The sequence below is a fragment of the Arthrobacter sp. zg-Y895 genome, assembly GCF_020731025.1.
In the GTDB taxonomy this organism is placed as follows: Bacteria; Actinomycetota; Actinomycetes; order Actinomycetales; family Micrococcaceae; genus Arthrobacter_B.
In genome coordinates this window covers 527,554-551,342 of record NZ_JAJFZY010000003.1, presented here as the reverse complement: position 1 = coordinate 551,342, position 23,789 = coordinate 527,554, and the positions used below count along the sequence as shown (strand labels likewise).

Below are 23,789 nucleotides of genomic sequence, written 5' to 3'. Positions count from 1 at the left end.
ACCCAATCGGTTTTGCTCACATGATCCATCGGAGCATAGCAATGGCAGCGGGGGATTCCGCACGGCGGTCGGCCACTCGGCCTAGGCCATGCCGCGCCAACGGCGTGTACAGGCAAAGAACGGCAGGCCTCCCGCGTTATGCGGAAGGCCTGCCGTCGTTGCTCGTCCTGCCTAGGAAACCGGAGCCAGCACCGGGTAGTCCGTGTAGCCCGCGGCGCCGTCGGTGTAGACGGTGGCCTGGTCGATCTCGTTCAGCGGGTGGTCCTCCTGCCAGCGGCGGGCCAGGTCCGGGTTGGCGATGACGGGACGGCCGACAACGGCGGCGTCGGCCAGGTTCTCCTCGAGCAGCATGATGGCGTCGCTGCGGCTGGTGACCGTGCCGAAGCCGGTGTTCATCAGCACCGGGCCGCCGAAGCGGCGGCGCAGGTCCTGGACCAGCTCGTCGGCCGGATCCGCGTGCAGGATGGACAGGTAGGCCGGCTTCAGGTCGGCGATGCCGTCCACCAGGGCGGTGTAGGTGGCGGTCACGTCGGCGCGGTCGGTTTCCAGCACGCCCTGGATGTTGTGTTCCGGGGAGATACGGATGCCGGTGTGCTCGGCGCCGACGGCTTCGGCCACAGCGCGGAAGGTCTCGATGACCATTCGGGCCCGGTTCTGCGGGGAACCGCCGTAGTTGTCGGTGCGGGTGTTGGAGACGGGGGAGAGGAATTCCTGCAGCAGGTAGCCGTTGGCACCGTGCAGCTCGACGCCGTCGAACCCTGCCTTCATCGCGTTCTGTGCGGCGGAGACGAAGTCCTGCACGACGCCGGGGAGTTCGGTTTCGGTGAGGGCGTGCGGCACCGGGTAGGGCTGCTTGCCGTCGTAGGTGTGCGCCATGCCTTCGAGCGCGATGGCGCTGGGGGCCACCGGCTGGCGTCCGCCGTTGATGTTCTCGTGCGCGACGCGGCCGGAGTGCATCAGCTGGGCGACGATCCGGCCTCCGGCCGCGTGGACGGCGTCGGTGACGCGCTTCCAGCCGGCGACGTGTTCCTCGGTGACCAGGCCGGGCATCAGGGCGTTGCCCTGGCCGGTGAAGGAGGGGTAGATGCCGTCGGTGATGATCAGGCCCATGGAGGCGCGTTGGCGGTAGTGCTCGACCATGATGTCGGTGGGCACGCCGGTGCGGTCGGCGCGTACCCGGGACATCGGTGCCATGACGAGGCGGTTGGGCAGTTCCATGGTGCCGACCGTGAGGGGGGTGAAGAGTTTCAAGTAGGGGTTCCTTTTGTTGCGTGCCTCAGGAAGAGGCTCAATGCAATTAACCTTTGCTAGGGAGCACAACTACGGTCGTCGCTTCGGATATTCCGCAGAGCTAGGAACGTCACATATTGGTGACAGCCATCAGTTCTGAACAAGCAAGTCATGCGCGGGTCTCTACCCACCGACAATCATTCCCAACCAATTGACCAGGCAGCGGACGGAGCGGTTATCCTGCACATCGCCTTCCGTGCGCTTTAAGTGTCGCGTGTCGTGAGGCGACTATGCACGCTCTCGACTACATTGGCTGTGTCATAAGACACCTCTTGCAAGGCGATCCGCACCAGATGTGACCGTTCGCCGGAACGGAAAACTGTTGAAGACGCTTAAAGTCGGAGTTCGTAACTCGTGCAGGTGGGGTAACGCCGTGCCGCCCTATGCAGATGCCGTGCGGTCGGATAGATAGTGGCATATTCAGTGGAGCCCAGTGAAGGCTCAAGCCGCGGCTCGAACTCGCAAAGCCCGAACGCGCTAGGCCTGCATACTTTATCGCCGCGCCAAGGTCCCGAAACCCTCGACGGGTACATGCTCACCGTTGGTGAGACACTGGACCTGCCCAATCTAAAAACTCATCTAAGGACCCACCTGATTCCGGCCGATGTCAACGGCAAATTTCAGGAGCCGAAACTTGCAGAGTTTCTTGCCAATCTCGTGACGGACTACTGCATACCGCGGGAGCGACGCCTTGAAGCCATAGAAGAGCAGCTTAGGACTGGGTCCCAAGAAGCCTCAAATGCGCTGCGAAAAGAGGCGGTCGATCTATTTGTGGAGAGCAGCACGTCCGGTGAAGCCGGTGAACTTCTGCTCTACTTGCTCACGGAGAGGGTGCTAGGAGCGCCGCAAATCCTCAGTAAAATGAGTCTTAAGACGGCAAACATGGTTCATTACCACGGTGCCGACGGTGTTCACGCGAAGAAAACAGAACGCGGCCTGGCGATCTATTGGGGTGAATCAAAGATTCACGCCAATCGCTCCGCGGCTGTGCGCGAATGCCTTGACTCAGTAGGTCCTTTTATGACGGATCCCGACAGGAAGAGGGCATCGAGAGACTTGGGTCTTGTCAGGGACAACCTCGATGTTGAGGGAAAAGAACTCAAGGACGCCATGGTGAGGTTCTTCATCAAAAAGAACCCCGAGTGGAACTTATTGGAACTCCGCGCCGCCTGTTTAGTTGGTTTCGATCTCGACAAATACCCGTCCTACGTGTCGCTCAATGATATTAAGGAGGACGACGCCATCCATTCAACCATCGCGTCGTGGTCCAGCCACCTATCGACCCACATCACTAACCACAATCTGGGAACATTCGATATTGACTTCTTTATGGTTCCGTTCACCAACGTTACCAACTTCCGGAAATTGACCCTTGGGGCATTGGGGTTGCGGACTGATGATTGAGATCAATGAAGAGATTCTTGATTCCGAAGTATTTCGAGAGCTTCGAGCAGCGGTCTTAGGAGAGTTCGATCGGACAGCATTTCCGTCAGCGAGCTTCGAACGTAGCTACTCTCAGATTGACTGGGATTTAGCGCTCTTTCTTACTAGTGCTCTCGAAGAAGACGGAAGCGCGTCAGTTCAGCAAGCAGTTATGGATATCAGCTTCGGGGCTTTGCAGTCGGCCACCAGCACAGCCGAAAATAAGACCGCTGCGGCTCTGCTGCTTGAACGATTCGGAAACTGGCCGTCCATAGCTCTAGCGATGAAGCGTGATCGAATCAGCGAATACTACCGTCGTTCCCTGCCGCTTCCTCTTCGTCTTGACTCCGTCGCTGCCAAACTTGAGCATACGATTCAGCCAATTGCCGGCGAACCGTTCCTTGGAAGTGATTTTCAAAAACGATTTTGGAGAGAATCCGGTGTAAACGGGTGGCTGAGCGTCTCTGCGCCTACGTCTGCGGGTAAGTCATATGTCGTCAAACGTTGGGTAATCGATCAAGCTGTTGCGGATGATCGGGCGGTGGTTCTATACGTGGTTCCTACGCGGGCACTGGTAGACGAGGTCACTAAAGAACTTCTAGATGAGCCAGAACTCAAGTCTGTACATATTCACTCGATTCCTTGGGATAGCAGTCTCGTCGACGAAGGACCCAGGATTCTAGTCATGACCCAGGAACGGGTTCAGATTACGCTCGACCGTTTTCGCGGTCTGATCCCGACGGCAGCGTTCTTCGACGAGGCGCAAAAGATTGGAGAGGGTTACCGCGGAATACTCTTGGAAGAAGTGCTTCAGGAAGCGGTGCGAAGAAATAAATCCTTACGGGCCGTTTTTGCTAGTCCTATGACCGAGAACCCCGAGGCGCTGCTTACTCGATCGGCAAGTGATGAGCAGACGCATGCTTTCGTCTCTCCTGTACCGAGCGTCAGTCAGAACCTGTACTGGGTGAACCCCGTTCCTCGCCATGCGCCCAAGTGGAAGATCGAGCGATCCGAAGATGGTGAGATGCAGACGATTGCAGAAGTCTCTCTTGGCGAAGAGCCTCATCCTCGCCTAAAGCGCCTAGCTGCAATTCCGGCCAAACTCTCTGGGCCTGACGCCTTGAATATCGTTTATGCGAATACGCCGTCAGATGCAGAAACATGCGCAAAACAGATTTTCGAGTATCTGGGTCCAGAGGCTGAACTACATGACGTGCGAATCCAAGATCTACAGGACTTGATTCGTAAATCTGTTCATTCCAGTTATCTCCTAGCGGAGCTGGTCGCGCGAGGCGTGGCCTTTCATTATGGCAATATGCCTCAGCCTGTCCGGCAGGGTGTTGAGGCTCTCTACCGCCAGGGACTGATCCGCTTCCTTGTTTGCACTTCGACTCTCCTTGAGGGCGTGAACCTGCCCTGTACCAATATCTGGATCATGAATCCTCGCAGGGGCAAAGGGAATCCAATGACGGCGTTCGATTTCTGGAATCTCGCAGGTCGTGCCGGACGGTGGGGCTCCGAGTTCGCGGGAAATATTATTTGCATCGGCACCAGAGCGAATGGTGGCTGGACAAATCCGGCACCGACAAAAAGGTCAAGCGGTCGCATTTCATTTGCTACTGAGACAAAGGTGTTGGATTCTAAGCGCATCACGGACTTCATAAATAGAAATGGTGAGCACGAACGTGGCACTAGGAAGGATGAAGATCTGGAAGCCTTAGCGGCACATCTGTTTGATGCGGCTGCGCGGAAGGAGAGTTCGATCGCGCTTCGAGCGCTCCCGGCGGCGGCTGCCGCTGATGTGGCTGATGCCTTTGAGTTGAAAGAGAGCGAACTCATAGTGCCAGAAAGGGTTCGCCGGTCGCATCCGGGAATCAACCCCCAAGCCATGCAGCGTTTGCTGGAGGATCTTCGAACGAAGGACCCAGATTCTCTGCCTCTCCTGTCGCCCCATGACGAAGGAGCGTTCGAGAGGCTCGTTCGGGTTCTGGCTCGTTGTGAGAGGAACCTGCGGGCGGGTTTTGGGGTGCCGGGGAACCAGGCCCGATTGTCGGTCTTACTCCTGAACTGGATGACAGGGCGCCCAATCCCTTGGCTTATTTCAGAGCGGATTAATTATGAACGCCGTAACAATCCCGATACTTTCAGCACTGCTAAATGTATCCGGGGGGTCTTGGAAGATGTAGAACAAGTTGCAAGATTCCGCGCACCCAAATACCTGGCCTGTTACTCGGACATTGTCGATGTGATCGTCCCACCGCAGGCGAACACTCCTCCCCGCCCTGACGTCACCATGATGCTGGAGTTGGGCGTTTCGAGGCCAACTGACGTATCTCTGATGTCTCTGGGCCTATCCCGTACCGCTACTACCCTAATTTCCGAATTCATTGCGGACGAACGCCTCACAACTGCGGAAGCAGTTGCTTGGCTGTCGGGGCAGAATCTCAGCTCTCTTGGAGTGCCCACCATGATTGTCCGGGAAGTAGACGAAGTGCTTCGTAGAGTCGAACTTCGTTCTGCTTCCAAGAGTTCCTGATCTGACTTATTGGCGTAGAACTTCCTGTCCGGCGGGATGCGTATGCCGGATTCCTGAGACGATGTGGTTATGGGTGTCCGCACAGAGGGCGGCTCGCTGCTTTGGCAAGATGCCGCGGTCTAGTGATCGCTTGGGTTCAAGTTGAATGCCATGATCGGGCGCTGACATGATAATTCACCCTCTTGACGTGACCCCCACCACATGTAACCCTGATCATATACGATTTCGTACTTGATCCAGGAGAGACATGGGCAACGACGCCACCAAGGACACGCTGAAGCAGGCCGGCAAGGTCATCGCCGTCCACATCAACTACCCGTCACGGGCAGCAGAACGCGGACGCACCCCGGAACAGCCCTCCTACTTCCTCAAGCCCAGCTCCTCCCTCGCCCTGACCGGCGGCAGCGTGGAACGCCCTGCCGGCTGCGAACTGCTCGGCTTCGAAGGCGAAATCGCCCTCATCATCGGCAAGACCGCCCGCCGCGTCTCCATCGAGGACGCCTGGAGCCACGTCGGGGGAGTGACCGCCAGCAATGACTTGGGTGTCTACGACCTGCGCTGGGCAGACAAAGGCTCCAACCTCCGCTCCAAGGGCGGTGACGGGTTCACCCCCATCGGCCCCGCCATCCTCAACGCGGCCGACGTCGACCCCGCCGCACTGCGCGTCCGCACTTGGGTCAATGGCGAACTCGCACAGGACGACACCACCGCAGACCTGCTGTTCCCCTTCGCCCAGCTGGTGGCCGACCTCTCCCAGCTGCTCACCCTGGAACCGGGCGACCTGATCCTCACCGGCACCCCCGCCGGCGCCTCCGTGGCCGTACCCGGCGACCGCCTCGAAGTCGAAGTCGACGTCCCCGGCACGGACAAAACCACCGGCCGCCTCGCCACCACGGTCACCGACGGCATCACCCCGCTGGCGTCCTTCGGTGCGCAGCCTAAGATCGACGACAAGCAGCGCGAAGAAGCCTGGGGCTCCGCCGAGAAGGCCGGCCTCAGCCCCAAGGAACAGGCCAAAACCCTCACCCCGGAACTCAAGGCCAAACTCGAATCCGTCGCCACCGCCACCCTGTCCTCGCAGATGCGCGCCCGCGGCCTGAACAACGTCTCCATCGACGGCCTCACCGGCACCAAAACCGGGCGCAAGGTGGTCGGCACCGCCCGCACCCTGCGCTTTGTGCCCAACCGCGAGGACCTCTTCAAGTCCCACGGCGGCGGCTACAACGCGCAGAAACGCGCCATCGACTCCGTGGGCGACGGCGAAATCCTGGTCATGGAAGCCCGCGGCGAAAAGGGCACCGGCACCCTGGGCGACATCCTCGCCCTGCGCGCCAAGCACAACGGCGCCGCAGCCATCATCACCGACGGCGGCGTCCGTGACTACTCCACCGTGGCCGGCATCGACCTGCCCGTCTACTGCGCCAACCCGCACCCCGCCGTCCTCGGCCGCAGGCACGTCCCTTGGGACACCGACATCACCATCGCCTGCGGCGGTGCCACCGTGCAGCCCGGCGACATCATCGTGGCCGACGACGACGGCATCCTGGTCATCCCGCCGGTCATCGCCGAGGAGCTGGTGGAGGCCTGCATTCGGCAGGAACACCAGGAAGAGTTCATCGCCGAAATGGTGAAGGCCGGCCACGGCGTCGACGGGCTCTACCCGATGAACGCCGCCTGGAAGGAAAAGTACGAGGCCTGGGCAGCGGAACAGGCATGAGCGCAGAAGCCAACAGCAACGGGCAATCCGTCAGCACCGCCACGGGCACCGGCTCGAAATCGGAGCAGGCCTACACCCAGCTGAAGGACCGCATCCTCGGCGGCGAAATGAGCCCCGGCTACCGCCTAGTGCTCAGCAGCATCGCCACGGAGATGGGCTTCAGCGTGGTCCCGGTCCGCGAAGCCATCCGCCGGCTCGAAGCCGAAGGGCTGGTGCACTTTGTCCGTAACGTCGGCGCCACCGTGGCAGGCATTGACCCGGACCTGTACCTGCACACCATGCAGACCCTCAGCATCATCGAGGGCGCCGCCACCGCTCTCGCCGCCCCGCGCATCAGCGCCGAGGAACTGGCGAAAGCCCGGGAACTGAACAACCAAATGCGCGAGGTCCTGGACAACTTCGATCCGGTCCGCTTCACCGCCCTGAACACCGAGTTCCACGCCCTGCTGTACGCCCGCTGCCCCAATCCGCACATCCTGGACCTGGTCCACCGCGGCTGGAACCGGCTGGGCCGGATGCGCTCCTCGGTCTTCCGGTACGTCCCGGACCGGGCGCACGCTTCGGTCGCGGAACACGAGGCGCTGCTGGACCTGATCGAGACACACGCCCCGGCAGCCGACGTCGAGCACGCCGCCCGCGCGCACCGCACCAGCACGCTCAACGCGTTCCTGGCCCAGAACCACCAGCCGCCCTCCCCGATCTAAGAACAGCTAAAGCCTCCCGATCTAAAGAAACACACGAAAGAGGAAACCATGAGCACGCACTTCGTCCCGGAGAACTTGCCCACCCACATCCAGCACTTCATCAACGGCAAGTTCGTGGACTCCGCCAACGGCGCCACCTTCGACGTACTGGATCCGGTCACCAACTCCACCTACGCCACCGCCGCCGCTGGCCAGAAGGAAGACATCGACGCCGCCGTCGTCGCCGCCCGCGAAGCCTTCGTGAACGGCCCGTGGCCCAAGATGAAGCCGCGCGAACGCGCCCGCATCCTCAACAAGATCGCCGACGCCGTCGAGGCCCAGGAAGAACGCCTGGCTGAAATGGAAACCTTCGACACCGGGCTGCCCATCACCCAGGCCAAGGGCCAGGCCCTGCGCGCTGCGGAGAACTTCCGCTTCTTCGCGGACCTGATCGTCGCCCAGTTCGACGATGCCATGAAGGTCCCGGGCAGCCAGATCAACTACGTGAACCGCAAGCCGATCGGCGTCGCCGGGCTCATCACCCCGTGGAACACCCCGTTTATGCTCGAGTCTTGGAAGCTCGCCCCGGCCCTGGCCACCGGCAACACCGTGGTGCTCAAGCCGGCCGAGTTCACCCCGCTCTCCGCCTCGCTCTGGGCGGACATCTTCACCGAAGCCGGCGTCCCCGCCGGTGTGTTCAACCTGGTCAACGGCCTGGGCGAGGAAGCCGGCGACGCCCTGGTGAAGCACCCGCAGGTCCCGCTGATCTCCTTCACCGGCGAAACCACCACTGGGCAGACCATCTTCCGCAACGCCGCGGAAAACCTGAAGGGCCTGTCCATGGAGCTCGGCGGCAAGAGCCCCTGCGTCATCTTCGCGGACGCGGACATGAACGCCGCCATCGACTCCGCCCTGTTCGGCGTCTTCTCCCTCAACGGGGAACGCTGCACCGCCGGCTCCCGCATCCTGGTCGAACGCCCGGTCTATAACGAATTCTGCGAACGCTTCGCCGCCCGCGCCAAGACCATCGTCGTCGGCGACCCGCACGACCCGAAGACGCAGGTGGGCGCCCTGGTGCACCCCGAACACTTCGACAAGGTCGCCTCCTTCGTGGAAATCGGCAAGACCGAAGGCCGCCTGCTCGCCGGCGGCGGACGCCCCGAAGGCCTCGAAGAAGGCAACTACATCGCCCCCACCGTCTTCGCCGACGTCGCCCCGGACGCCCGGATCTTCCAGGAGGAAATCTTCGGTCCCGTCGTCGCCATCACCCCCTTCGACACCGAAGCAGAAGCCCTGGAACTGGCCAACAACACCAAGTACGGGCTCGCCGCCTACATCTGGACGCAGGACCTCACCCGCGCGCACAACTTCGCGCAGAACACCGAGGCCGGCATGGTCTGGCTCAACAGCCACAACGTCCGCGACCTGCGCACCCCGTTCGGCGGTGTGAAGTCCTCCGGCCTGGGCCACGAGGGCGGCTACCGCTCCATCGACTTCTACACCGACCAGCAGGCCGTGCACATCACCCTGGGCAAGGTCCACACCCCCAAGTTCGGAACCGACGACGCCGCCAAGGTCGACGGCTAACCCCTCCCCGACACTTCCCCCGCCGTTTGCAAAGGAGCAAAACCATGGAGATCGAAAACCGCATTCCCACCCCGAGCATCGCCCCGCCGGACATCGTCCGCTGCGCCTACACGGACCTGGTGGTCACCGACCTGGAACGGTCCCGGAAGTTCTACGTGGACGTCCTCGGCCTGCACGTCACCGAAGAGGACGACGACGCCATCTACCTGCGCTCCCTTGAGGAGTTCATCCACCACAACCTGGTGCTGCGCAAGGGCCCGGTGGCCGCCGTCGCCGCCCTGGCCTACCGCGTCCGCACCCCCGAGGACGTGGACGTGGCGGAGGCGTACTACCAGGAGATGGGCTGCCGCACCGAACGCCGGAAGGACGGCTTCGTGAAGGGCATCGGCGACTCCGTGCGCGTGGAGGACCCGCTGGGCTTCCCCTACGAGTTCTTCTACGAAGTGGACCACGTGGAACGCCTCACCCAGCGCTACGATCTCTACTCCGCCGGGGAACTGGTCCGCCTGGACCACTTCAACCAGGTCACCCCGGATGTGCCCCGCGGCCGCGCCTACCTGGAGGACCTGGGCTTCCGGGTCTCCGAGGACATCAAGGATTCCGACGGCGTCACTTACGCCGCCTGGATGCACCGCAAGCACACCGTCCATGACACCGCCCTGACCGGCGGCGACGGCCCGCGCATGCACCACATGGCCTTCGCGACGCACGAAAAGCACAACATCATCCAGATCTGCGACAAGATGGGCGCCCTGCGCATCTCCGACCGGATTGAACGCGGCCCCGGCCGGCACGGCGTCTCCAACGCCTTCTACCTCTACATCCTGGATCCGGACGACCACCGCATCGAGATCTACACGCAGGACTACTACACCGGCGATCCGGACAACCCCACCATCACCTGGGACGTCCACGACAACCAGCGCCGCGACTGGTGGGGCAACCCCGTGGTCCCGTCCTGGTACACCGAGGCCTCGCTGGTGCTGGACCTGGACGGCAACCCGCAGCCGCTCACCCAGCGCACGGAAACCTCGGAAATGGCGGTCACCATCGGCGCGGACGGGTTCTCCTACACCCGCCCCGACGACGCCGGCAGCTCCTCCGGCGAGCCCGCCAAGGGCTTCAAGATCGGTACCCAGCTCTAGACCGGGCGCGACGACGGCGCTGAAGCCGGCGCCGTCGTCGTCGCACCCTCTCCCACGCACCCTCTCCCACGCACCCCGAACACGCCGCACTCTCCGAACACTGCACCCTCCGAAGACAAAGGAATCGCCGTGCTAGATAAACAGACTCTCCGGGCGGTGGCCGATGAGCTGCTTGAAGCCCAACGCACCCGCACCCCGGTGCCGCGCCTGACCGAGCGCTACCCGGACATGACCATCGAGGACTCCTACGCCGTGCAGAACCTGTGGCGGGAACGGATGATCGCCTCCGGGCGGTCCCTGGCCGGCCACAAGATCGGCCTCACCTCCAAGGCCATGCAGGCCGCCACCGGCATCACCGAACCCGACTACGGCGTCATCCTCGATGACATGGTGCTGGAAAACGGCTGCACCCTGGAGTGGGACCGGTACACGCATCCGCGGATCGAGGTGGAGCTGGCGTTTGTGCTGGGCAAGCCGCTCTCCGGGCCGAACTGCACGCTGTTCGACGTCCTGGATGCCACGGATTACGTGGTGCCGGCGCTGGAAATCCTGGATTCGCGGATCGAGATGGAGGGCCGGACCATCGTGGACACCATCGCGGACAACGCGGCGATGGGCGCCATGGTGGTCGGCGGGAACCCGGTGAAGCCGGCCGACGTCGACCTGCGCTGGGTGTCGGCCCTGCTGTACCGGAACCAGGGCATTGAGGAAACCGGCGTCGCGGCCGGGGTGCTGAACCATCCCGCCGCCGGCGTGTACTGGCTGGCGAACAAGCTCGCCGTGCACGGCACCTCGCTTGAGGCCGGGGAAATCATCCTCGCCGGCTCCTTCACCCGCCCGATGTGGGTATACAAGGGCGACACCGTCTTTGCCGACTACGGACCGTTGGGAACCATCACATGCCGCTTCGAGTAGAGGAAACCTTTGCCGCCCGGCTGGCCGGCGGCCGGCAGACCGGCATGTGGGTCTGCTCCGGCAGCCCGCTGGTCGCCGAAATCTGCGCCGGCTCCGGCCTGGACTGGCTGCTGATCGACGCCGAGCACAGCCCCAACGGGCTGGAATCCCTGCTCGCCCAGCTGCAGGCGGTGCACGGCTATCCGGTCACCGCGGTGGTCCGCCCGCCCATCGGGGACGCGGTGCTGCTCAAGCAGTACCTGGACCTCGGCGCGCAGAATCTGCTGATTCCCATGGTCGACACCCCGGAACAGGCCGCCGACCTGGTCCGCGCCGTCCGGTATCCGCCGCACGGCATCCGCGGGGTGGGCAGTGCACTGGCCCGCGCGTCGCGCTGGAACCGGATCGAGGGGTACCTCGAGAACGCCGCCGAGTCCGTGACGCTGTTGGTGCAGATCGAGACCGCCGCCGCCGTCGAGAACGTGGAGGCGATTGCCGCCGTCGACGGGGTGGACGGGCTGTTTATCGGTCCGTCGGACCTCGCTGCGTCCATGGGCCACCTCGGCCAGCAGGAGCATCCCGACGTGATTGCCGCCGTCGAGCACTGCATCCGGGTGGTGAAGGCTGCCGGGAAACCGGTGGGCGTGAACGCGTTCGCCGAGGCCACCGCCCGCCGCTATATCGACGCCGGCGTGGACTTCATCCTGGTGGGCGCCGACGTCGCACTCCTGGCCCGGGGCAGCGAAGCCCTGGCCGCTAAATATCTCCCTGCCGCGGACGACGACGTCCGCGCGAGTTACTGACAAGGATTCCCATGGCTGCACCTTCCGGCACTGCCGCCGGCTCCCGTTCCCCGCGATCCACTCCTCAATCCACTCCTCGCTCCACCCCGCGGGACACCCGCAAGGTCGCGGTGGCGACCCTGATCGGCACCACCGTTGAGTGGTATGACTTCTTCATTTACGCCACCGCCGCAGGACTGGTCTTTTCCGAGCTGTTCTTCAAGCCCGCGGGCAGCGAGTTCGCCACCCTGGTCACGTTCGCCTCGGTGGGCCTGAGCTTCCTGTTCCGTCCGCTCGGCGCCTTCCTGGCAGGGCACTACGGCGACAAGATCGGCCGCAAGGCCATGCTGGTGCTGACCCTGCTGCTCATGGGCGGGGCCACCACCCTGATCGGCGTCCTGCCCACCCATGCCACCGCCGGCATCTGGGCGCCCATCCTGCTGGTCCTGCTGCGCATCATCCAGGGCATCTCCGCCGGCGGCGAATGGGGCGGCGCGGTGCTGATGTCCGTGGAACACGCCCCGCGCAACCGCCGCGGGCTCTTCGGCTCCTTCCCGCAGCTGGGCGTGCCGCTGGGCATGCTGCTGGCCTCCGGCGTGACCGCGCTGATGACCGGCGTGATCTCCCCGGGCGACGAGTTCGTCGAATGGGGCTGGCGCCTGCCCTTCCTGCTGAGCATCGTGCTGATTGTCGTCGGCTTCCTGGTCCGCATGTCCGTCAGCGAAAGCCCGGTCTTCGAGGAAATCGCCGAGAAGAAAAAGCAGACGCAGATGCCCATCGTGGAGCTGATGAAGAACCACTGGAAGCTGGTTCTCCTGGCCGCCCTGGTCTTCGCGGGCAACAGCGCCGCCGGCTACATGACCACCGGCGGATTCATCCTGAACTACTCCACGAACCCGGACGGCCCCGTGGCGCTGGACCGCACGGATGTGCTGCTGGCCGTCTCCGGCTCCGCCGCCCTGTGGTTCGTCTTCACCCTAATCAGCGGTTTCATGGCGGACCGGATCGGCCGGAAGAACACCTACCTCATCGGGTTCGCCTGCCTGGCCCTGACCGTCTTCCCGCTGTTCTGGCTGATCAACACCGGCGACATCGGGATCCTGTTCCTCGGCATGGCCCTGTTCACCGTGGGACTCGGCCTGACCTACGGGCCGCAGGCGGCCTGGTACAGCGAGATTTTCCCGGCGTCGATCCGCTTCTCCGGCGTCTCTGTGTCCTACGCGCTGGGCGCCATCATCGGCGGGGCGTTCGCGCCGACCATCGCCGCGGCGCTGGTCAAGGAGACCGGTTCGACGACGGCGGTTTCCGCTTACCTGCTGGTGATGATCGTGCTCGCTGCGGCCGCCACCATGATGCTGCGCGACAGGCCGGGCATCGACCTGTCGATCCGGAACCAGTCGGAGCAGGAAGTCGGGGCAACCATCTTCGATAAGCGCCGCGGGGTGTCGACGGATGATGCCGGTTCGGGGGCTGTCGGTTCGGGTACGGGATCGGGTACGGGCGACGGAGTGGAAACCCGCTAGCCGTCGAGCCGGGGCCGCGCGGCGGCGTGTCCAATACGGGCACCGGCCCGCACGTTTAGCGCTCACTCAGCTCGAGGCTCGGCGGCTTAGGGGGTCGATTCCCCTAAGCTGCCGGGCCTTAGCCGTTTCCGGGCGGGGCCAGGGGGTGTCCTGGATGACCGGGCCGGCCGGGCCGGGCGTCCGGGGAATCGAGAAGGCACAAATTACCGTTTTCCGTCCGAATATCGGTAATTTGTGCCTTCTCGTTCGCCGCAGTTGATGCCGGCCGCACGGCGTCCCACGAAATGGGGCGGGTGTGGCTGCTGTGTCCCCATCAGGCAACATCCGCACCATTCCCTGGGATGCTGTGCTGGCGGGCGGGATGCTGTGCTGCTGCTGACCCCTCCCATCGCACGGTGTCCCACGATCTGGTGCTGGTGGGGCAGATGGTTCCCCACCAGGCAACTTCCGTACCACCCGGTGGGATGCTTGCTGGCGGGTGGCTCTTCCACCGCACGGTGTCCCACGATCTGGTGCTGGTCGGGCTGCTGTGTCCCCACTAGTAAACTTTCGTACCACCCGGTGGGATGCTGTGCTGGCGAGGTTGGTGCCCGTGCTGGTGCCCGCGGCGGCCCAGCTGTCGCAGGACCCTGGGCACTCAGGATGCTTCGACCGTCGAAGCCTCCTGCGGCAGCATGTTCTCGCGAGGGATAAACGTGCTGCCGCGGGCGGGTTTCTCCCCGAAGGACCGGAAAACCAGCGGCAATCCGCGGGCGGTCCACGGATCCGCTCCGTCCATGGCCTGCACATGCACATGGGGCTGCGTGGAGTTGCCAGAGTTTCCGCAGTCCCCGATCTGCTCGCCCTCGCGGATCTGCTGCCCGGTAGAGACCCGGATCGATCCGGAACGCAGGTGCATCAAACCAACCACCGCTCCGCCGTCGGCCGTTTCGATGAGGACGTAGTTTCCGGCAATCGCACCGGCTCCCTGCCGCAGCCGGCCTTGCTGGCCCAGCACATACGGGATGAGGGCCAGCTGCGACCGGCGGGCTTCGTGGTCCACTTCGCCGTCGTGCACGGTGACCACCTGCCCGCTGACCGGAGCCAGGATCGGCCGTCCGAAGGCGAAGAACAGTTCCGGAGGCTCGGTTCCGAACGCGGAGTGCCAGCTGACCGTGGGAGCCGAACGGCCGTCGTCGTCCACGCCCACAAAGTCGATGGCATAGGTGGTGGCGAGCAGATGCGTGCCGTGGCTGGGTACCCGCCGCAGGGGACTGTTCTGCACTTTCCATTTCCCGGTGAAGGGGAGGGAAACTTCCAGCGGTGCATGGTGCGTCATGGTCCGGTTATAGGCCTCGTGCGGGTGGAAGGAAAGGGCCGAGCCGCAGCAGGGTTGTCCCTCCGCGGGTTCGGGTTTGGCATGCATACTGCCGCAAGCCAGGGGTCCGGGCCTAACCTGAAAAGGGCGGGGCGGCGGCAGGCACCGTTGTCCTCCTCGGCGTCTCCGGCGTAGGCCCAGCAAGCAGGCGGAACTCCCAGGGTTTCGCTGGAACAGGGAGCATAAACATGTGCACAGGCATCAGGTTCTCGGACGGCAGCAACCTCTATTTCGCACGTAACCTCGACTGGACGTCTGATTTCGGAGAGCGGGTGGTGGTGACGCCCACCGGGTACGCCACGAACTCGCCCTTCGGGGCGGTGCCGAAGATCCAGCATGCGGTCATCGGCATGGGCATCGTTCAGGAAGACACACCGCTGTACTTCGACTGCGGCAACGACGCAGGCCTGGCCGTCGGCGGCCTCAACTTTCCGGGGTACGCGGAGTACGCGCCGGCACCGGTCGACGGCGCGACGAACGTCGCCGCATTCGAGTTCCCGCTCTGGGTGGCCTCCCAGTTCAGCACAGTCGACGAGGTTGAGGCAGCCCTGGACAAGGTTGTCATTGTGGACAGGCCGATCAACGAGAAGTACCCGAGCTCATTGCTGCACTGGTTGATCGGTGACGCGACGCGCTCAATCGTCGTGGAGTACACCAGCGACGGCATGCACGTCTTCCACGACGACGTCGACGTTCTGGCAAACCAGCCCGGCTTCGGCTGGCACCACGAGAACCTGCGCAACTACCTCAATGCCTCACCCGATTTCCCGGAGGAGGTCGTGCTCAACCAGGCGCACCTGGCCCCGTTCGGCTCGGGGTCGCTTATGCGGGGGATTCCCGGTGACTACTACTCGCCGTCGCGGTTTGTGCGCGCAGCCTACGTCCACGCGAACTACCCGCCCAAGACGAGCGAAGAGGAGAACGTCAGCCGCGCGTTCCACACGCTGCAGCAGGTCGCGATGGTGGAGGGAAGCGCGGCCATGGGATCGGGCGAGTTTGAGAAGACCACCTACACCGGGCTCTTCTCGTCCCGGACCATGACCTACTACTGGAACACCTACGACGACCCGGCCATCCAGAGTGTCGCGCTGGCCGACCACGGGGCGGACAAAACGGAGCTTGTGGTCGTCTAGCTTTCTGCCTGCACTGCCCGTCGCGCGGTCCAGTGTTGCCCGCGGAGCCGTGCGCCCTGCACAGGGTCCCACGCTTTGGTGCAGGAGGGGCGGTTGTGGTCCCGCTGGTTCCCTCCAGTAACAATGCTTGGGATGCCGTGGGGGCGGGACTAGGGGTCGGTGCCGGGGGTCCAAAAGGTCAGGGGTTCGATTCCCCTAAGCCCGCGGGGTACCCGGAACCGGCTGTCCCGTGTAGATTACTTCGCATGCGAAATAATAGTGTGTCAGCCGTCACGTCCGAACGGATCAGCATCCCCGTCCCCGCGGGCGGAGCACTCGCCGGAACCCTGCGCCTGCAGGCCGACGACGCTCCCCGGGCCGCCGTCGTCATCCACCCCGCCACGGCGGTAGCCGAACGGCTGTACACCGGCTTCAGCGAACACCTGGCCGAAAACGGGTATGCGGTCCTGACCTACGACTATCGGGGAACCGGCGCGTCCGGCAGCCCGAAGGCCAACCGGAAGCTGCGGATGCGCGACTGGATGGCCCAGGACGTTCCCGCCGCCGCGGACTGGATGGCCGAGCGGTTCCCGGAGCTGCCGCGCCTGGCCGTCGGGCACAGCATCGGCGGACATGCGATGGCCCTGGACAACGGCACGGACGGACTGCTCGGATTCGTGGCCATCGCCTCGCACGCCGGTGTCACCAAGACCATCCAAGATCCGAAGGAACGGCTGCGCGTGGGACTGGTCCTGCGGGTCCTCGGCCCGCTTACCAGCCGGCTGCTCGGCGCCGTGCCGGGCCGGAAAATGGGTCTGGGCGAGGACATGCCCGGCGGCGCGATGCTCGAGTGGAGCTCCTGGTCCCGCCGGCCCAACTACTTCTTCGACGATCCGAGCATGGACGCCGCCGAACGCGCAGCACGGGTCAAGACCGAGGTGCTGTCCATCGGCTTCACCGACGACCTCTGGGCCACGCCGGGACAGATCAACGCCATCTACAGCCGGCTCACCAACGCCCCGCTGGAGCGGCGTACCTACTCGCCCGACGACGCCGGGGTGCCCGCGATCGGGCACATGGGCTTTTTCCGGCGCGGCGCCAAGGACAAGCTGTGGCCCGAGGTCCTCACCTGGCTGGACGGACGGATCGCGAAGCAGCCGTGATGCCGGGAGACGCCGGCGGAACGGGTGCCGGCGGCCAGGAGGGCGGCAATGCCGGGCAGGGCGACGCTGGCGGGACGGGCGACGGCGGGCAGAGCGGCGCCAGCGGGGGCCGCGACGCGGGCGGCCGCGACGCCGGCGGAACGGGCGACGCCGGTCGGCGGCGTCCGCCGCGGCTGATCTTCCTGACGCTGACCGCCGAGCGGAGGCTGCGCCGGTGGATCGGACGCCGGGGCGAGGACCGCGGCCTCAGCGCGGCGGCCTCCGGGGTGCTGCTGTATCTGGCTACCCACCCCGGCGCGAGCACCGGCGAGGTGGCCAACGCCGTGGACGCCTCGCCGGCCGGGCTGAGCGGGCTGCTGTCCCGGCTGGAAAAGGCCGGGCTTCTGACCCGGGCACCGGATCCGGCGGACCGCCGGACCATCCGGCTGAACCTGACCGCCGACGGAAAGGCCGCGGTCGGCGTCGTGCAGTCAGCGCTGGGCGAGCTGAACGGAAAGATCACTGACGGGTTCAGCGCCGAGGAGCTGGCCGTCGTCGCGCGCTGGCTGAAGCACGTGGGCGGAGTGCTGGACTAGATTCCGGAAACCGGGGGAGGCCCCGCTTAGGATGGGCGCATGCGCCAAGACCCGATCGACTGGACCCCCGTCAGCACCGAGCGACTGCTGCTGCGCCGGCTCGAACGTGCGGATTACGATGCCGCCATCCGGATCCACACGGACCCCCGGACCAACCGGCACAATCCGCATACCCCGACGGTGGAATCCGTGACAAAGTCCCTGCAGGATTTCCTGGACCACTGGGACCGCGAGGGCTTCGGCTACTGGGCGGTGGCCGAACGGGACGCCCCGGACATCGTCATCGGCTTCACCGGACTGCAGCGCGCCGCGGTGGACGGCCGGACCATCCTGAATCTGTATTACCGCTACGACCCGGCGGTCTGGGGCCGGGGCTACGCGACAGAGGGAGCAACGGAAGCCGTGCGCTGCGGCCGGACGCTGCTGCCGGCGCTGCCGATCCTGGCCCGCACGACGACGACAAACACCGGCTCCCAGCGGACCGCGCTCGCCGCCGGCCTGAGGCACTTTCCCGAATTGGACCGGGAGTATGCCGGAGTGCCGGAGATGTACTTGGCCCTGGGCTGGCCCGAGGCTGATTCCGCCGCGAAACCCGACGCCGGCGCCGGCAATGCCGCTGTTGGTTCTCGAACGGCGCCGGTCTAGGTTGTTGCGGACCGGCGCCGCGGGACGGCCTCCGACAGTGGCGCAGCAACCGGAGCGGTGGCCCAGAACGCCAGTGCCGCGACCGGTAGCACCACGCCCAGGCCGGTGAACAGCTCCAACGCCGTCGGGCCCTGACCGCTCACGACCCCGGTCAGCATCATCGTGACGGTGATCGAGGACAGCATAAACACCGGCACCATCACCACCAGCAGGGCGATGCCCGCGCCGCGGACCCCGGCCCGCCGTCGTCGTACCGCCACCCACAGCGCCGGCAGCACCAGCGCGATCCAGACCCAGTGATGGAACCAGGAAATCGGCGAGATCGCGAGCATCACCACGGCGTTCGCGCTGACCGCCGCCATGGTGTCACCGCGGGCGTCCGAGCGGCGGATGGCGAAGAAACCCAGCGCGACGACGGCGGCCGAGGCCAGCAGCCAGAGCGGCCGCTGCAGCGACTCGGGGGTCCCGAGATGGGCGAGCAGCGAGTTCAGCGACACGTTGTACATGTCCGTGGTGTCCCCGACACGGTCGGAGTTGAAGAGCGAGTCGAACCAGAAGGTCCGCGACTGCTCCGGCGAGGCCAGCCAGCCGACGCCAATGGTCGCGGCGAACGCGGCACCCATGGTCAGGATGGCCCGCCAGTCGCGGCGGACCAGGAAGATCAGCCCGAACGCCAGCGGCGTGAGCTTGATGCCGGCGGCGAGTCCGATGAGGAGTCCGCGCGGAATCTTCGACGACGCCGGCCGGAGCAGGTCCGCGACGATCAGGAGCATCAGCATCGGGTTGATCTGGCCGAAGCCCAGGCCCTCGCGCCACGGTCCGAGCACGCCGATCAGCAGAGTGGCGAGAACGGCGACGCCGGCGCTGCCGCCCAGCGCGGTGTGCAGTCGCGGGGGCAGCACCTCGTTCTCCGTGAGGTAGCGGGCGACGAGGAAGGCGGTCAGCACCAGGCAGGCGCACGACGTCGCCGTCAGCAGGACCAGCCCCACGGCCTCGGGCAGGACCGCGAACGGCGTCAGCAGCAGGGCGGCGAAGGGCGGATACGTGAACGGCAGGCCGCGGGTGTCCGTTTCAACCAGGCTCGGGTCGTACAGGCGGTGCTCGCCCAGGCCGAGGAACGCCCGGGCTCCTTCGCGGTACACGGTGAAATCCAGGCCGTGGATCTGGGCGCCGAGGACCACCAGGACCAGCGCAACCGGAAGGCCGAGCGCGAGCCAGAGGATCCGGGTGCGGGTGCGGGACGCCGGGTCCGCCGTTGATAATGCCATGCCTGCCAGTTTAGACGGCAGCGTGCCGGCGGCTTTGGGATGGCAGGCTGATCCGGCCGTGACGGTGCGCCCGCACGGTGCCCGGCGTCGTCGTGCTCCCTATTCTTCGCGCGTTTCGCGCGGGCGGTCCGGCGGGACGGTGTCCAGATCCAGGCGTAGGAAGATGCTGTTGGGATCCGCGGTGTAGCCGCCGAACGGCGGGCAGGGCCGAAAGCCGTGCCGCTGGTAGAGCCGCTGCGCCGGCGCGAAGAAGTCCTGGGTGCCGGTTTCCAGCAGCAGGGCGGTGTAGCCGCGGGACCGTGCCTCGGCGACGATCATCTGCAGGATGCGTGCTGCGACGCCGTGTCCGCGGGCGGCTTCTGCGGTGCGCATGGACTTGATCTCGCCCTGGTGCGGGCCGAGCTGCTTGAGTGCGCCGCAGCCCAGCAGCTGCCCGTCCTTCCGCGCGGTCCAGAAGGTTATGTCCGGGTCCTGCAGGGCGGCGGGGTCCAACGCGTGCACGCTTTCGGCCGGGGAGGCGGCGAACATGTCGGCCAGATGCTCGGCCAGCAGCTTGAGCACGTCTTCCCGGCCGGGGTCGTCCAGCTGCAGCTTCACGGTGTTCCTCTCGCGGATGTGCTGAAGATCAGCGCCGTCTCGGGTTCGGGATCGGGGCCGCCGCCAGGGCGCGCTGTGCTGCGAGGATTTCGGTCAGGGTCCCGGGTTTGGCGTAGACCTTGTCCTCCGGGGATGCGTCCGGGACGGCGGCGGGTTCCGCCGGGCCGGCCGCGGCGGCCCGCAGGTCCAGGCACATAAAGGTGCTGTTGGGGTTGGCGCGGTAGCTGCCGAACGGCGGGCACGCGGTGAAACCGTGGCGCTGATACAGCCGCCTGGACGAGGCGAAGAACTCCTGGGTGCCGGTTTCCAGCAGCAATGCGATGTAGCCGCGGGCGCGGGCATTCGTGATGATCTGCTGCAGGAGCATCTGGGCAACACCCCGTCCGCGGGCGGATTCGACCGTGCGCATCGAGGTGATTTCGCCGTATTCACCTGCTGCGCCTCCGAACAGGGGAGGAAGTTCCTTCAACGCGCCGCAGCCCAGGAGGGTGCCGTCCTCGCGGACCGTCCAGAAGGTGACGGAGGGGTCCCTCAGGGACGGAGGAGTCAGGCCTGCGGCTACTGTTCCGGCGGGATACAGCAGGTCACGGTTCTCTGCGAGGAGGGCTCGGACATCGCCTTTGCCCGGATCGTCTCGGATTACGCTCACCCGGTGCGCCTCCAGGGCGCGCGGGCCGGCCTGCCCTCCGCGGGCGGTGGGGCGCGTGTCGCGGAGGTCGGGGATAAGGGGCAGGGCCGCCGTCGTCGCCTGCTGGCCCGCACCGGCGAACGGGACCGGACCCGGAACGCGGATCGGCGGCGGCGTGGGGATGTAACCGGGCATTTCTACTTCTTCCAACTCTGAAACGGAGACGGGCTCCCGAATGTCTTCCGGGACGTCGACTGCTGTCCCGGCGGAACTCAGCCGGCGATCCCGCCGGAGTGCAGCTGTGGGACCCGCCGCGTCTTCTCAGCCAGAGTCTAGCCGGTGTCCGCGGTGACCTCGGACACCGGCATAGCTGGTGGCGTTAGCGGGCGGTGAGCTCCCTAGCGGCGGCGGCGAGTTCGGCGATCCGGGGGTTGGCCTTCTCCAGTTCGGCTGCGTGCTCAGCGACGACTTCCTTCTTGGACTCAAGGATCAGTGCGTCGAATTCATCCCGCACGCCGGTTTCGAGGGAGCAGTTGTAGTACTTCACAGCCACGGCCGCTTCGGCGGGAGTGGGTACATACGGGATTTCGACGTCGGCGGGAATGATTTCCACGCCGGAGACCTGCTTCGGGCCGGTCCGTTCCGGGTATTCCACCGGCGTGCCGAACTCGACGTCCGACGTGAAGCCGTACAGCTTGTCGGACGCCGGCGTCACCGGTACCCCGGCGTCGACCAGGCACTTGACCACTTCCTGCTGGAGGGGGCCCAGTGCCTCAAACGTCCGGTCGGCCAGGCCGCCGGCCAGCTTGCTGCTAAGCCGGTTGTAATCGATGAGGCTCTGTTCGGCGTCTTCTCCCAGAGCGGCCCAGGACTTCGTGTCGCAGGCTTCGGACACCGCCTCGAAGGCGTCGTCGTGTACAAAGACCTTCTCCGCGGACGGGCCGAGGGGTTCAGTGCGAAGCCCGCGGGCCGTGGCGTCCTGGACACTTTCGAAGAAGGCGTCATTGACGGTCAGCTGGTCCAGCAGATCCGCGCGCCACTGCACCGCCGGTTCCTCGGAAATGAAGGCCTCGAATTCGGGATAGCCGTTGTCCGCGTAGCACTGGAAGCGGAGGGTGTCCTGGGCCAAAAGGATGGCGTCCAAATCTTCAGCCAAATAGATTTCAAACGGGTCGGCCGAAGATTCCGCCACCGGTTCCAGGCCGGAATCGGCGGCACAACCTGCCAGCGCTGCGGCTCCGAGAACGATGACTCCGAGGCCGGCGAGGTACCGACGACGGCGGGCCGGGGTGCCGGCGTCGGTGGCCGGTGCCGGCGCAGCGGGGGAGAAGCGGTTGCGGTTCATGGGATGCCTTTCGAGACTGAATCCAGGGTGCGGTGCCGGACCAGCTCATCGGGAGCATGTCCGTAAAACGACAGCGGTAATCAGGTTGAGCAGGTGGTGCTGGTGGGGCGGGTGGTGCAGGGAGCTGAGGGGTGCAGGTCAGGCGGTTCGGAGCCGCCGGGACCGGATCTGCCGGTCCGCGGCGGTCAGTGCTGCCGTGGCCAAGGCCAATCCGAGGAACGCCCATTCCCAGTGGGCGGTAACTGGGCCAGGTAAGCCCGAGGCGGCAAGCCAGGTTTCGAGGGAACCTCCGGACCAGAGCCGGACCAGCAACGGCGTCGATGCCACGGCCAGGCCAGCAGTCCAGGGGATCATCCGGCTTCCGCTGACCAGGACCATTCCGACGGCCAGCATCAGCGCCGCCGCTGCCAGTGTCAGGGACCGGGCATCAACGGCAAGCACGCTCGCCGCGTCGTAGAAGAACAGGGCAGCGCCGCCGGACAACCGGCTGACGGCCAGCCACAGACCCGACAACGAGACACCGGCCGTGACGGCCCCCAGCAGGACGCGGCGGGAAGCGCTGGCCGCGGGGTTGCCGATGAGGGCCAGCAGCGCCAGGCCGCTGAGCACGAGCATGGGAGTGAGCGGCGGTGCGAGGATTCCCGCGACGGCGCCGGAGAGGGGAATCAGCGGAGCTGTCACTGCCGCGCTGAGATGCAGTGTCCGGCGCAGGGAGTGCCGGCCGGCCAGCGCAGCAACGAATCCGGCGAGCAGTGCCAGGTAAACCGCCGCGGCCGCCGTCGTGAACGGTCCCGCGGCCAGGAACGCCTCACCGAACCCCTCGCCCGTGGGCCGCCAGCGCAGCGTGCCCGGCCGGACCCACGGACCCCATTCGCCCAGCAGTGTCAGGGTGAGCGCAAGGTAGGTGGCCAGCACGGTGGCGGTGAAGGCGATGCCGTTGCGTCGCCGCCGGCCCACGCTGCCAAGCAGTTCCAGGCCGCGGGTAGCCAGGCCGTTGCCTACGAGGTTGAGCAGTTCGGCCGGGGTGGCCTTGGTGCGGTGCTCGGAACGGGCGACGTAGAGCAGTACGCCGATCAGTTCCTCGCCCTGCTCCCGGCGCCAGCGGCGCGGGTAGGCTACAAGCGCCCGGGTGTAGGTGGCCTCCAGTTTGGAGGCTCCGCCGTTCATGCTCCGGCCTGCGCTGCACGCAGTCGCAGCTTCGACATGGCCTGCCGGGCGTTGGCTGCCAGACGGTCCGCTTCCTTGGCGAGGGTGGCGGCGCCGCCGTCGGTAATCCGGTAGTAGCGGCGGGCTCGGCCGTCCACCACGTCCTCGCCGGAAATCTCCACCAACCCGTCTTCCCGCAGCCGGTCCAGCACCCCGTAGAGGGTGCCGGGCTGCAGCTTCACCCGGCCGCCGGAGAGGTCCTTTGTCTCGGCGATCAGGGCGTAGCCGTGCTTGGGTCCGTCAGCCAGGGCCGAGAGGACCAGGAAGGTCGGTTCGCGCATCTCATGCTTGCTCATGCCCTGAACGATAGTCAG

Annotated in this window: 21 protein-coding genes; 13 read left to right on the top strand and 8 right to left on the bottom strand. The window is 65.4% G+C overall.

Annotated features, from left to right (window positions below; translation table 11 throughout):
• Nucleotides 1-171: 171 nt before the first annotated feature.
• Nucleotides 172-1,251 (bottom strand): alkene reductase, encoded by a 1,080-nt coding sequence (locus tag LJ760_RS04305; protein ID WP_227919648.1) that lies wholly within the window; start codon nt 1,249-1,251, stop codon nt 172-174.
• Between the two features lie 450 nt (nt 1,252-1,701).
• Between LJ760_RS04305 and LJ760_RS04300 the strand changes: the two genes are divergently transcribed.
• The 9 genes from LJ760_RS04300 (at nt 1,702) to LJ760_RS04260 (ending at nt 13,579) form a co-directional block, all read left to right on the top strand.
• Complete coding sequence (locus tag LJ760_RS04300; RefSeq protein WP_227919647.1) at nt 1,702-2,694, top strand: HamA C-terminal domain-containing protein; 993 nt, start codon at nt 1,702-1,704, stop codon at nt 2,692-2,694.
• A complete protein-coding gene (locus LJ760_RS04295; RefSeq protein WP_227919646.1) occupies nt 2,687-5,248 on the top strand; it encodes a DEAD/DEAH box helicase in 2,562 nt (853 codons plus the stop codon). The genes LJ760_RS04300 and LJ760_RS04295 overlap by 8 nt, the downstream gene beginning before the upstream one ends.
• A 247-nt stretch (nt 5,249-5,495) precedes the next feature.
• A complete protein-coding gene (locus tag LJ760_RS04290; RefSeq protein ID WP_227919643.1) occupies nt 5,496-6,965 on the top strand; it encodes a fumarylacetoacetate hydrolase family protein in 1,470 nt (489 codons plus the stop codon).
• Nucleotides 6,962-7,669, top strand: coding sequence for a GntR family transcriptional regulator (locus LJ760_RS04285; RefSeq protein WP_227919641.1), 708 nt, complete (start codon nt 6,962-6,964; stop codon nt 7,667-7,669). The genes LJ760_RS04290 and LJ760_RS04285 overlap by 4 nt, the downstream gene beginning before the upstream one ends.
• A gap of 48 nt (nt 7,670-7,717) precedes the next feature.
• Nucleotides 7,718-9,235 carry a 5-carboxymethyl-2-hydroxymuconate semialdehyde dehydrogenase gene (gene hpaE / locus LJ760_RS04280; RefSeq protein WP_227919638.1) on the top strand — a complete coding sequence of 506 codons (1,518 nt, stop codon included), beginning with the start codon at nt 7,718-7,720 and terminating at the stop codon, nt 9,233-9,235.
• 50 nt (nt 9,236-9,285) lie between these two features.
• Entirely contained in the window at nt 9,286-10,380 is a 1,095-nt protein-coding gene (gene hpaD / locus LJ760_RS04275; protein ID WP_227920925.1) for a 3,4-dihydroxyphenylacetate 2,3-dioxygenase, read from the top strand.
• A 129-nt stretch (nt 10,381-10,509) separates the two neighbouring features.
• Entirely contained in the window at nt 10,510-11,295 is a 786-nt protein-coding gene (gene hpaH / locus LJ760_RS04270; protein ID WP_227919637.1) for a 2-oxo-hept-4-ene-1,7-dioate hydratase, read from the top strand.
• Nucleotides 11,280-12,077, top strand: coding sequence for an HpcH/HpaI aldolase family protein (locus LJ760_RS04265; protein ID WP_227919633.1), 798 nt, complete (start codon nt 11,280-11,282; stop codon nt 12,075-12,077). The genes hpaH and LJ760_RS04265 overlap by 16 nt, the downstream gene beginning before the upstream one ends.
• A gap of 11 nt (nt 12,078-12,088) precedes the next feature.
• The gene (locus LJ760_RS04260; protein ID WP_227919623.1) at nt 12,089-13,579 is read left to right on the top strand and encodes an MFS transporter; all 1,491 of its coding nucleotides are present in this window, start codon (nt 12,089-12,091) and stop codon (nt 13,577-13,579) included.
• A gap of 637 nt (nt 13,580-14,216) precedes the next feature.
• Here LJ760_RS04260 and LJ760_RS04255 read toward each other — a convergent pair.
• On the bottom strand, nt 14,217-14,897 hold the full coding sequence (locus tag LJ760_RS04255) for a M23 family metallopeptidase (protein WP_227919615.1): 681 nt from the start codon (nt 14,895-14,897) through the stop codon (nt 14,217-14,219).
• Between the two features lie 227 nt (nt 14,898-15,124).
• Between LJ760_RS04255 and bsh the strand changes: the two genes are divergently transcribed.
• From bsh to LJ760_RS04235, 4 genes are all read left to right on the top strand, one after another.
• Nucleotides 15,125-16,069: a choloylglycine hydrolase gene (gene bsh, locus LJ760_RS04250; protein WP_227919608.1), complete on the top strand. Its 945-nt coding sequence runs from the start codon at nt 15,125-15,127 to the stop codon at nt 16,067-16,069.
• A gap of 245 nt (nt 16,070-16,314) precedes the next feature.
• Nucleotides 16,315-17,211, top strand: coding sequence for an alpha/beta hydrolase family protein (locus LJ760_RS04245; RefSeq protein ID WP_227919607.1), 897 nt, complete (start codon nt 16,315-16,317; stop codon nt 17,209-17,211).
• Nucleotides 17,211-17,786 (top strand): MarR family winged helix-turn-helix transcriptional regulator, encoded by a 576-nt coding sequence (locus LJ760_RS04240; protein ID WP_269436498.1) that lies wholly within the window; start codon nt 17,211-17,213, stop codon nt 17,784-17,786. Before LJ760_RS04245 ends, LJ760_RS04240 begins: the two co-directional genes overlap by 1 nt.
• 39 nt (nt 17,787-17,825) lie before the next feature.
• Nucleotides 17,826-18,431: a GNAT family N-acetyltransferase gene (locus LJ760_RS04235; RefSeq protein WP_227919606.1), complete on the top strand. Its 606-nt coding sequence runs from the start codon at nt 17,826-17,828 to the stop codon at nt 18,429-18,431.
• Here the strand turns inward: LJ760_RS04235 and LJ760_RS04230 are convergent.
• From LJ760_RS04230 to LJ760_RS04205, 6 genes are all read right to left on the bottom strand, one after another.
• The gene (locus LJ760_RS04230) at nt 18,428-19,699 is read right to left on the bottom strand and encodes a glycosyltransferase 87 family protein (protein ID WP_227919605.1); all 1,272 of its coding nucleotides are present in this window, start codon (nt 19,697-19,699) and stop codon (nt 18,428-18,430) included. The genes LJ760_RS04235 and LJ760_RS04230 overlap by 4 nt on opposite strands.
• 99 nt (nt 19,700-19,798) lie before the next feature.
• On the bottom strand, nt 19,799-20,296 hold the full coding sequence (locus tag LJ760_RS04225; protein ID WP_227919604.1) for a GNAT family N-acetyltransferase: 498 nt from the start codon (nt 20,294-20,296) through the stop codon (nt 19,799-19,801).
• Nucleotides 20,297-20,324: 28 nt separating this feature from the next.
• Nucleotides 20,325-21,119, bottom strand: a complete 795-nt coding sequence (locus LJ760_RS17470; protein ID WP_331460703.1) for a GNAT family N-acetyltransferase — start codon at nt 21,117-21,119, stop codon at nt 20,325-20,327.
• A gap of 184 nt (nt 21,120-21,303) precedes the next feature.
• Nucleotides 21,304-22,269, bottom strand: coding sequence for a hypothetical protein (locus LJ760_RS04215; protein ID WP_227919603.1), 966 nt, complete (start codon nt 22,267-22,269; stop codon nt 21,304-21,306).
• A 138-nt stretch (nt 22,270-22,407) separates the two neighbouring features.
• Nucleotides 22,408-23,436: a hypothetical protein gene (locus LJ760_RS04210; RefSeq protein WP_227919602.1), complete on the bottom strand. Its 1,029-nt coding sequence runs from the start codon at nt 23,434-23,436 to the stop codon at nt 22,408-22,410.
• Nucleotides 23,433-23,771 carry a PadR family transcriptional regulator gene (locus LJ760_RS04205; protein ID WP_227919600.1) on the bottom strand — a complete coding sequence of 113 codons (339 nt, stop codon included), beginning with the start codon at nt 23,769-23,771 and terminating at the stop codon, nt 23,433-23,435. Before LJ760_RS04205 ends, LJ760_RS04210 begins: the two co-directional genes overlap by 4 nt.
• Nucleotides 23,772-23,789: the final 18 nt, after the last annotated feature.

Bases quoted from the DNA above. Each gene is read 5' to 3' on its own strand.
- LJ760_RS17470 (WP_331460703.1), bottom strand. From the start codon at position 21,119: ATGCCCGGTTACATCCCCACGCCGCCGCCGATCCGCGTTCCGGGTCCG.
- LJ760_RS04210 (WP_227919602.1), bottom strand. From the start codon at position 23,436: ATGAACGGCGGAGCCTCCAAACTGGAGGCCACCTACACCCGGGCGCTT.
- LJ760_RS04205 (WP_227919600.1), bottom strand. From the start codon at position 23,771: ATGAGCAAGCATGAGATGCGCGAACCGACCTTCCTGGTCCTCTCGGCC.
- LJ760_RS04255 (WP_227919615.1), bottom strand. From the start codon at position 14,897: ATGACGCACCATGCACCGCTGGAAGTTTCCCTCCCCTTCACCGGGAAA.
- LJ760_RS04295 (WP_227919646.1), top strand. From the start codon at position 2,687: ATGATTGAGATCAATGAAGAGATTCTTGATTCCGAAGTATTTCGAGAG.
- LJ760_RS04290 (WP_227919643.1), top strand. From the start codon at position 5,496: ATGGGCAACGACGCCACCAAGGACACGCTGAAGCAGGCCGGCAAGGTC.
- bsh (WP_227919608.1), top strand. From the start codon at position 15,125: ATGTGCACAGGCATCAGGTTCTCGGACGGCAGCAACCTCTATTTCGCA.
- LJ760_RS04245 (WP_227919607.1), top strand. From the start codon at position 16,315: ATGCGAAATAATAGTGTGTCAGCCGTCACGTCCGAACGGATCAGCATC.
- LJ760_RS04235 (WP_227919606.1), top strand. From the start codon at position 17,826: ATGCGCCAAGACCCGATCGACTGGACCCCCGTCAGCACCGAGCGACTG.
- LJ760_RS04230 (WP_227919605.1), bottom strand. From the start codon at position 19,699: ATGGCATTATCAACGGCGGACCCGGCGTCCCGCACCCGCACCCGGATC.
- LJ760_RS04240 (WP_269436498.1), top strand. From the start codon at position 17,211: ATGCCGGGAGACGCCGGCGGAACGGGTGCCGGCGGCCAGGAGGGCGGC.
- LJ760_RS04260 (WP_227919623.1), top strand. From the start codon at position 12,089: ATGGCTGCACCTTCCGGCACTGCCGCCGGCTCCCGTTCCCCGCGATCC.
- LJ760_RS04285 (WP_227919641.1), top strand. From the start codon at position 6,962: ATGAGCGCAGAAGCCAACAGCAACGGGCAATCCGTCAGCACCGCCACG.
- hpaE (WP_227919638.1), top strand. From the start codon at position 7,718: ATGAGCACGCACTTCGTCCCGGAGAACTTGCCCACCCACATCCAGCAC.
- LJ760_RS04215 (WP_227919603.1), bottom strand. From the start codon at position 22,269: ATGAACCGCAACCGCTTCTCCCCCGCTGCGCCGGCACCGGCCACCGAC.
- LJ760_RS04265 (WP_227919633.1), top strand. From the start codon at position 11,280: ATGCCGCTTCGAGTAGAGGAAACCTTTGCCGCCCGGCTGGCCGGCGGC.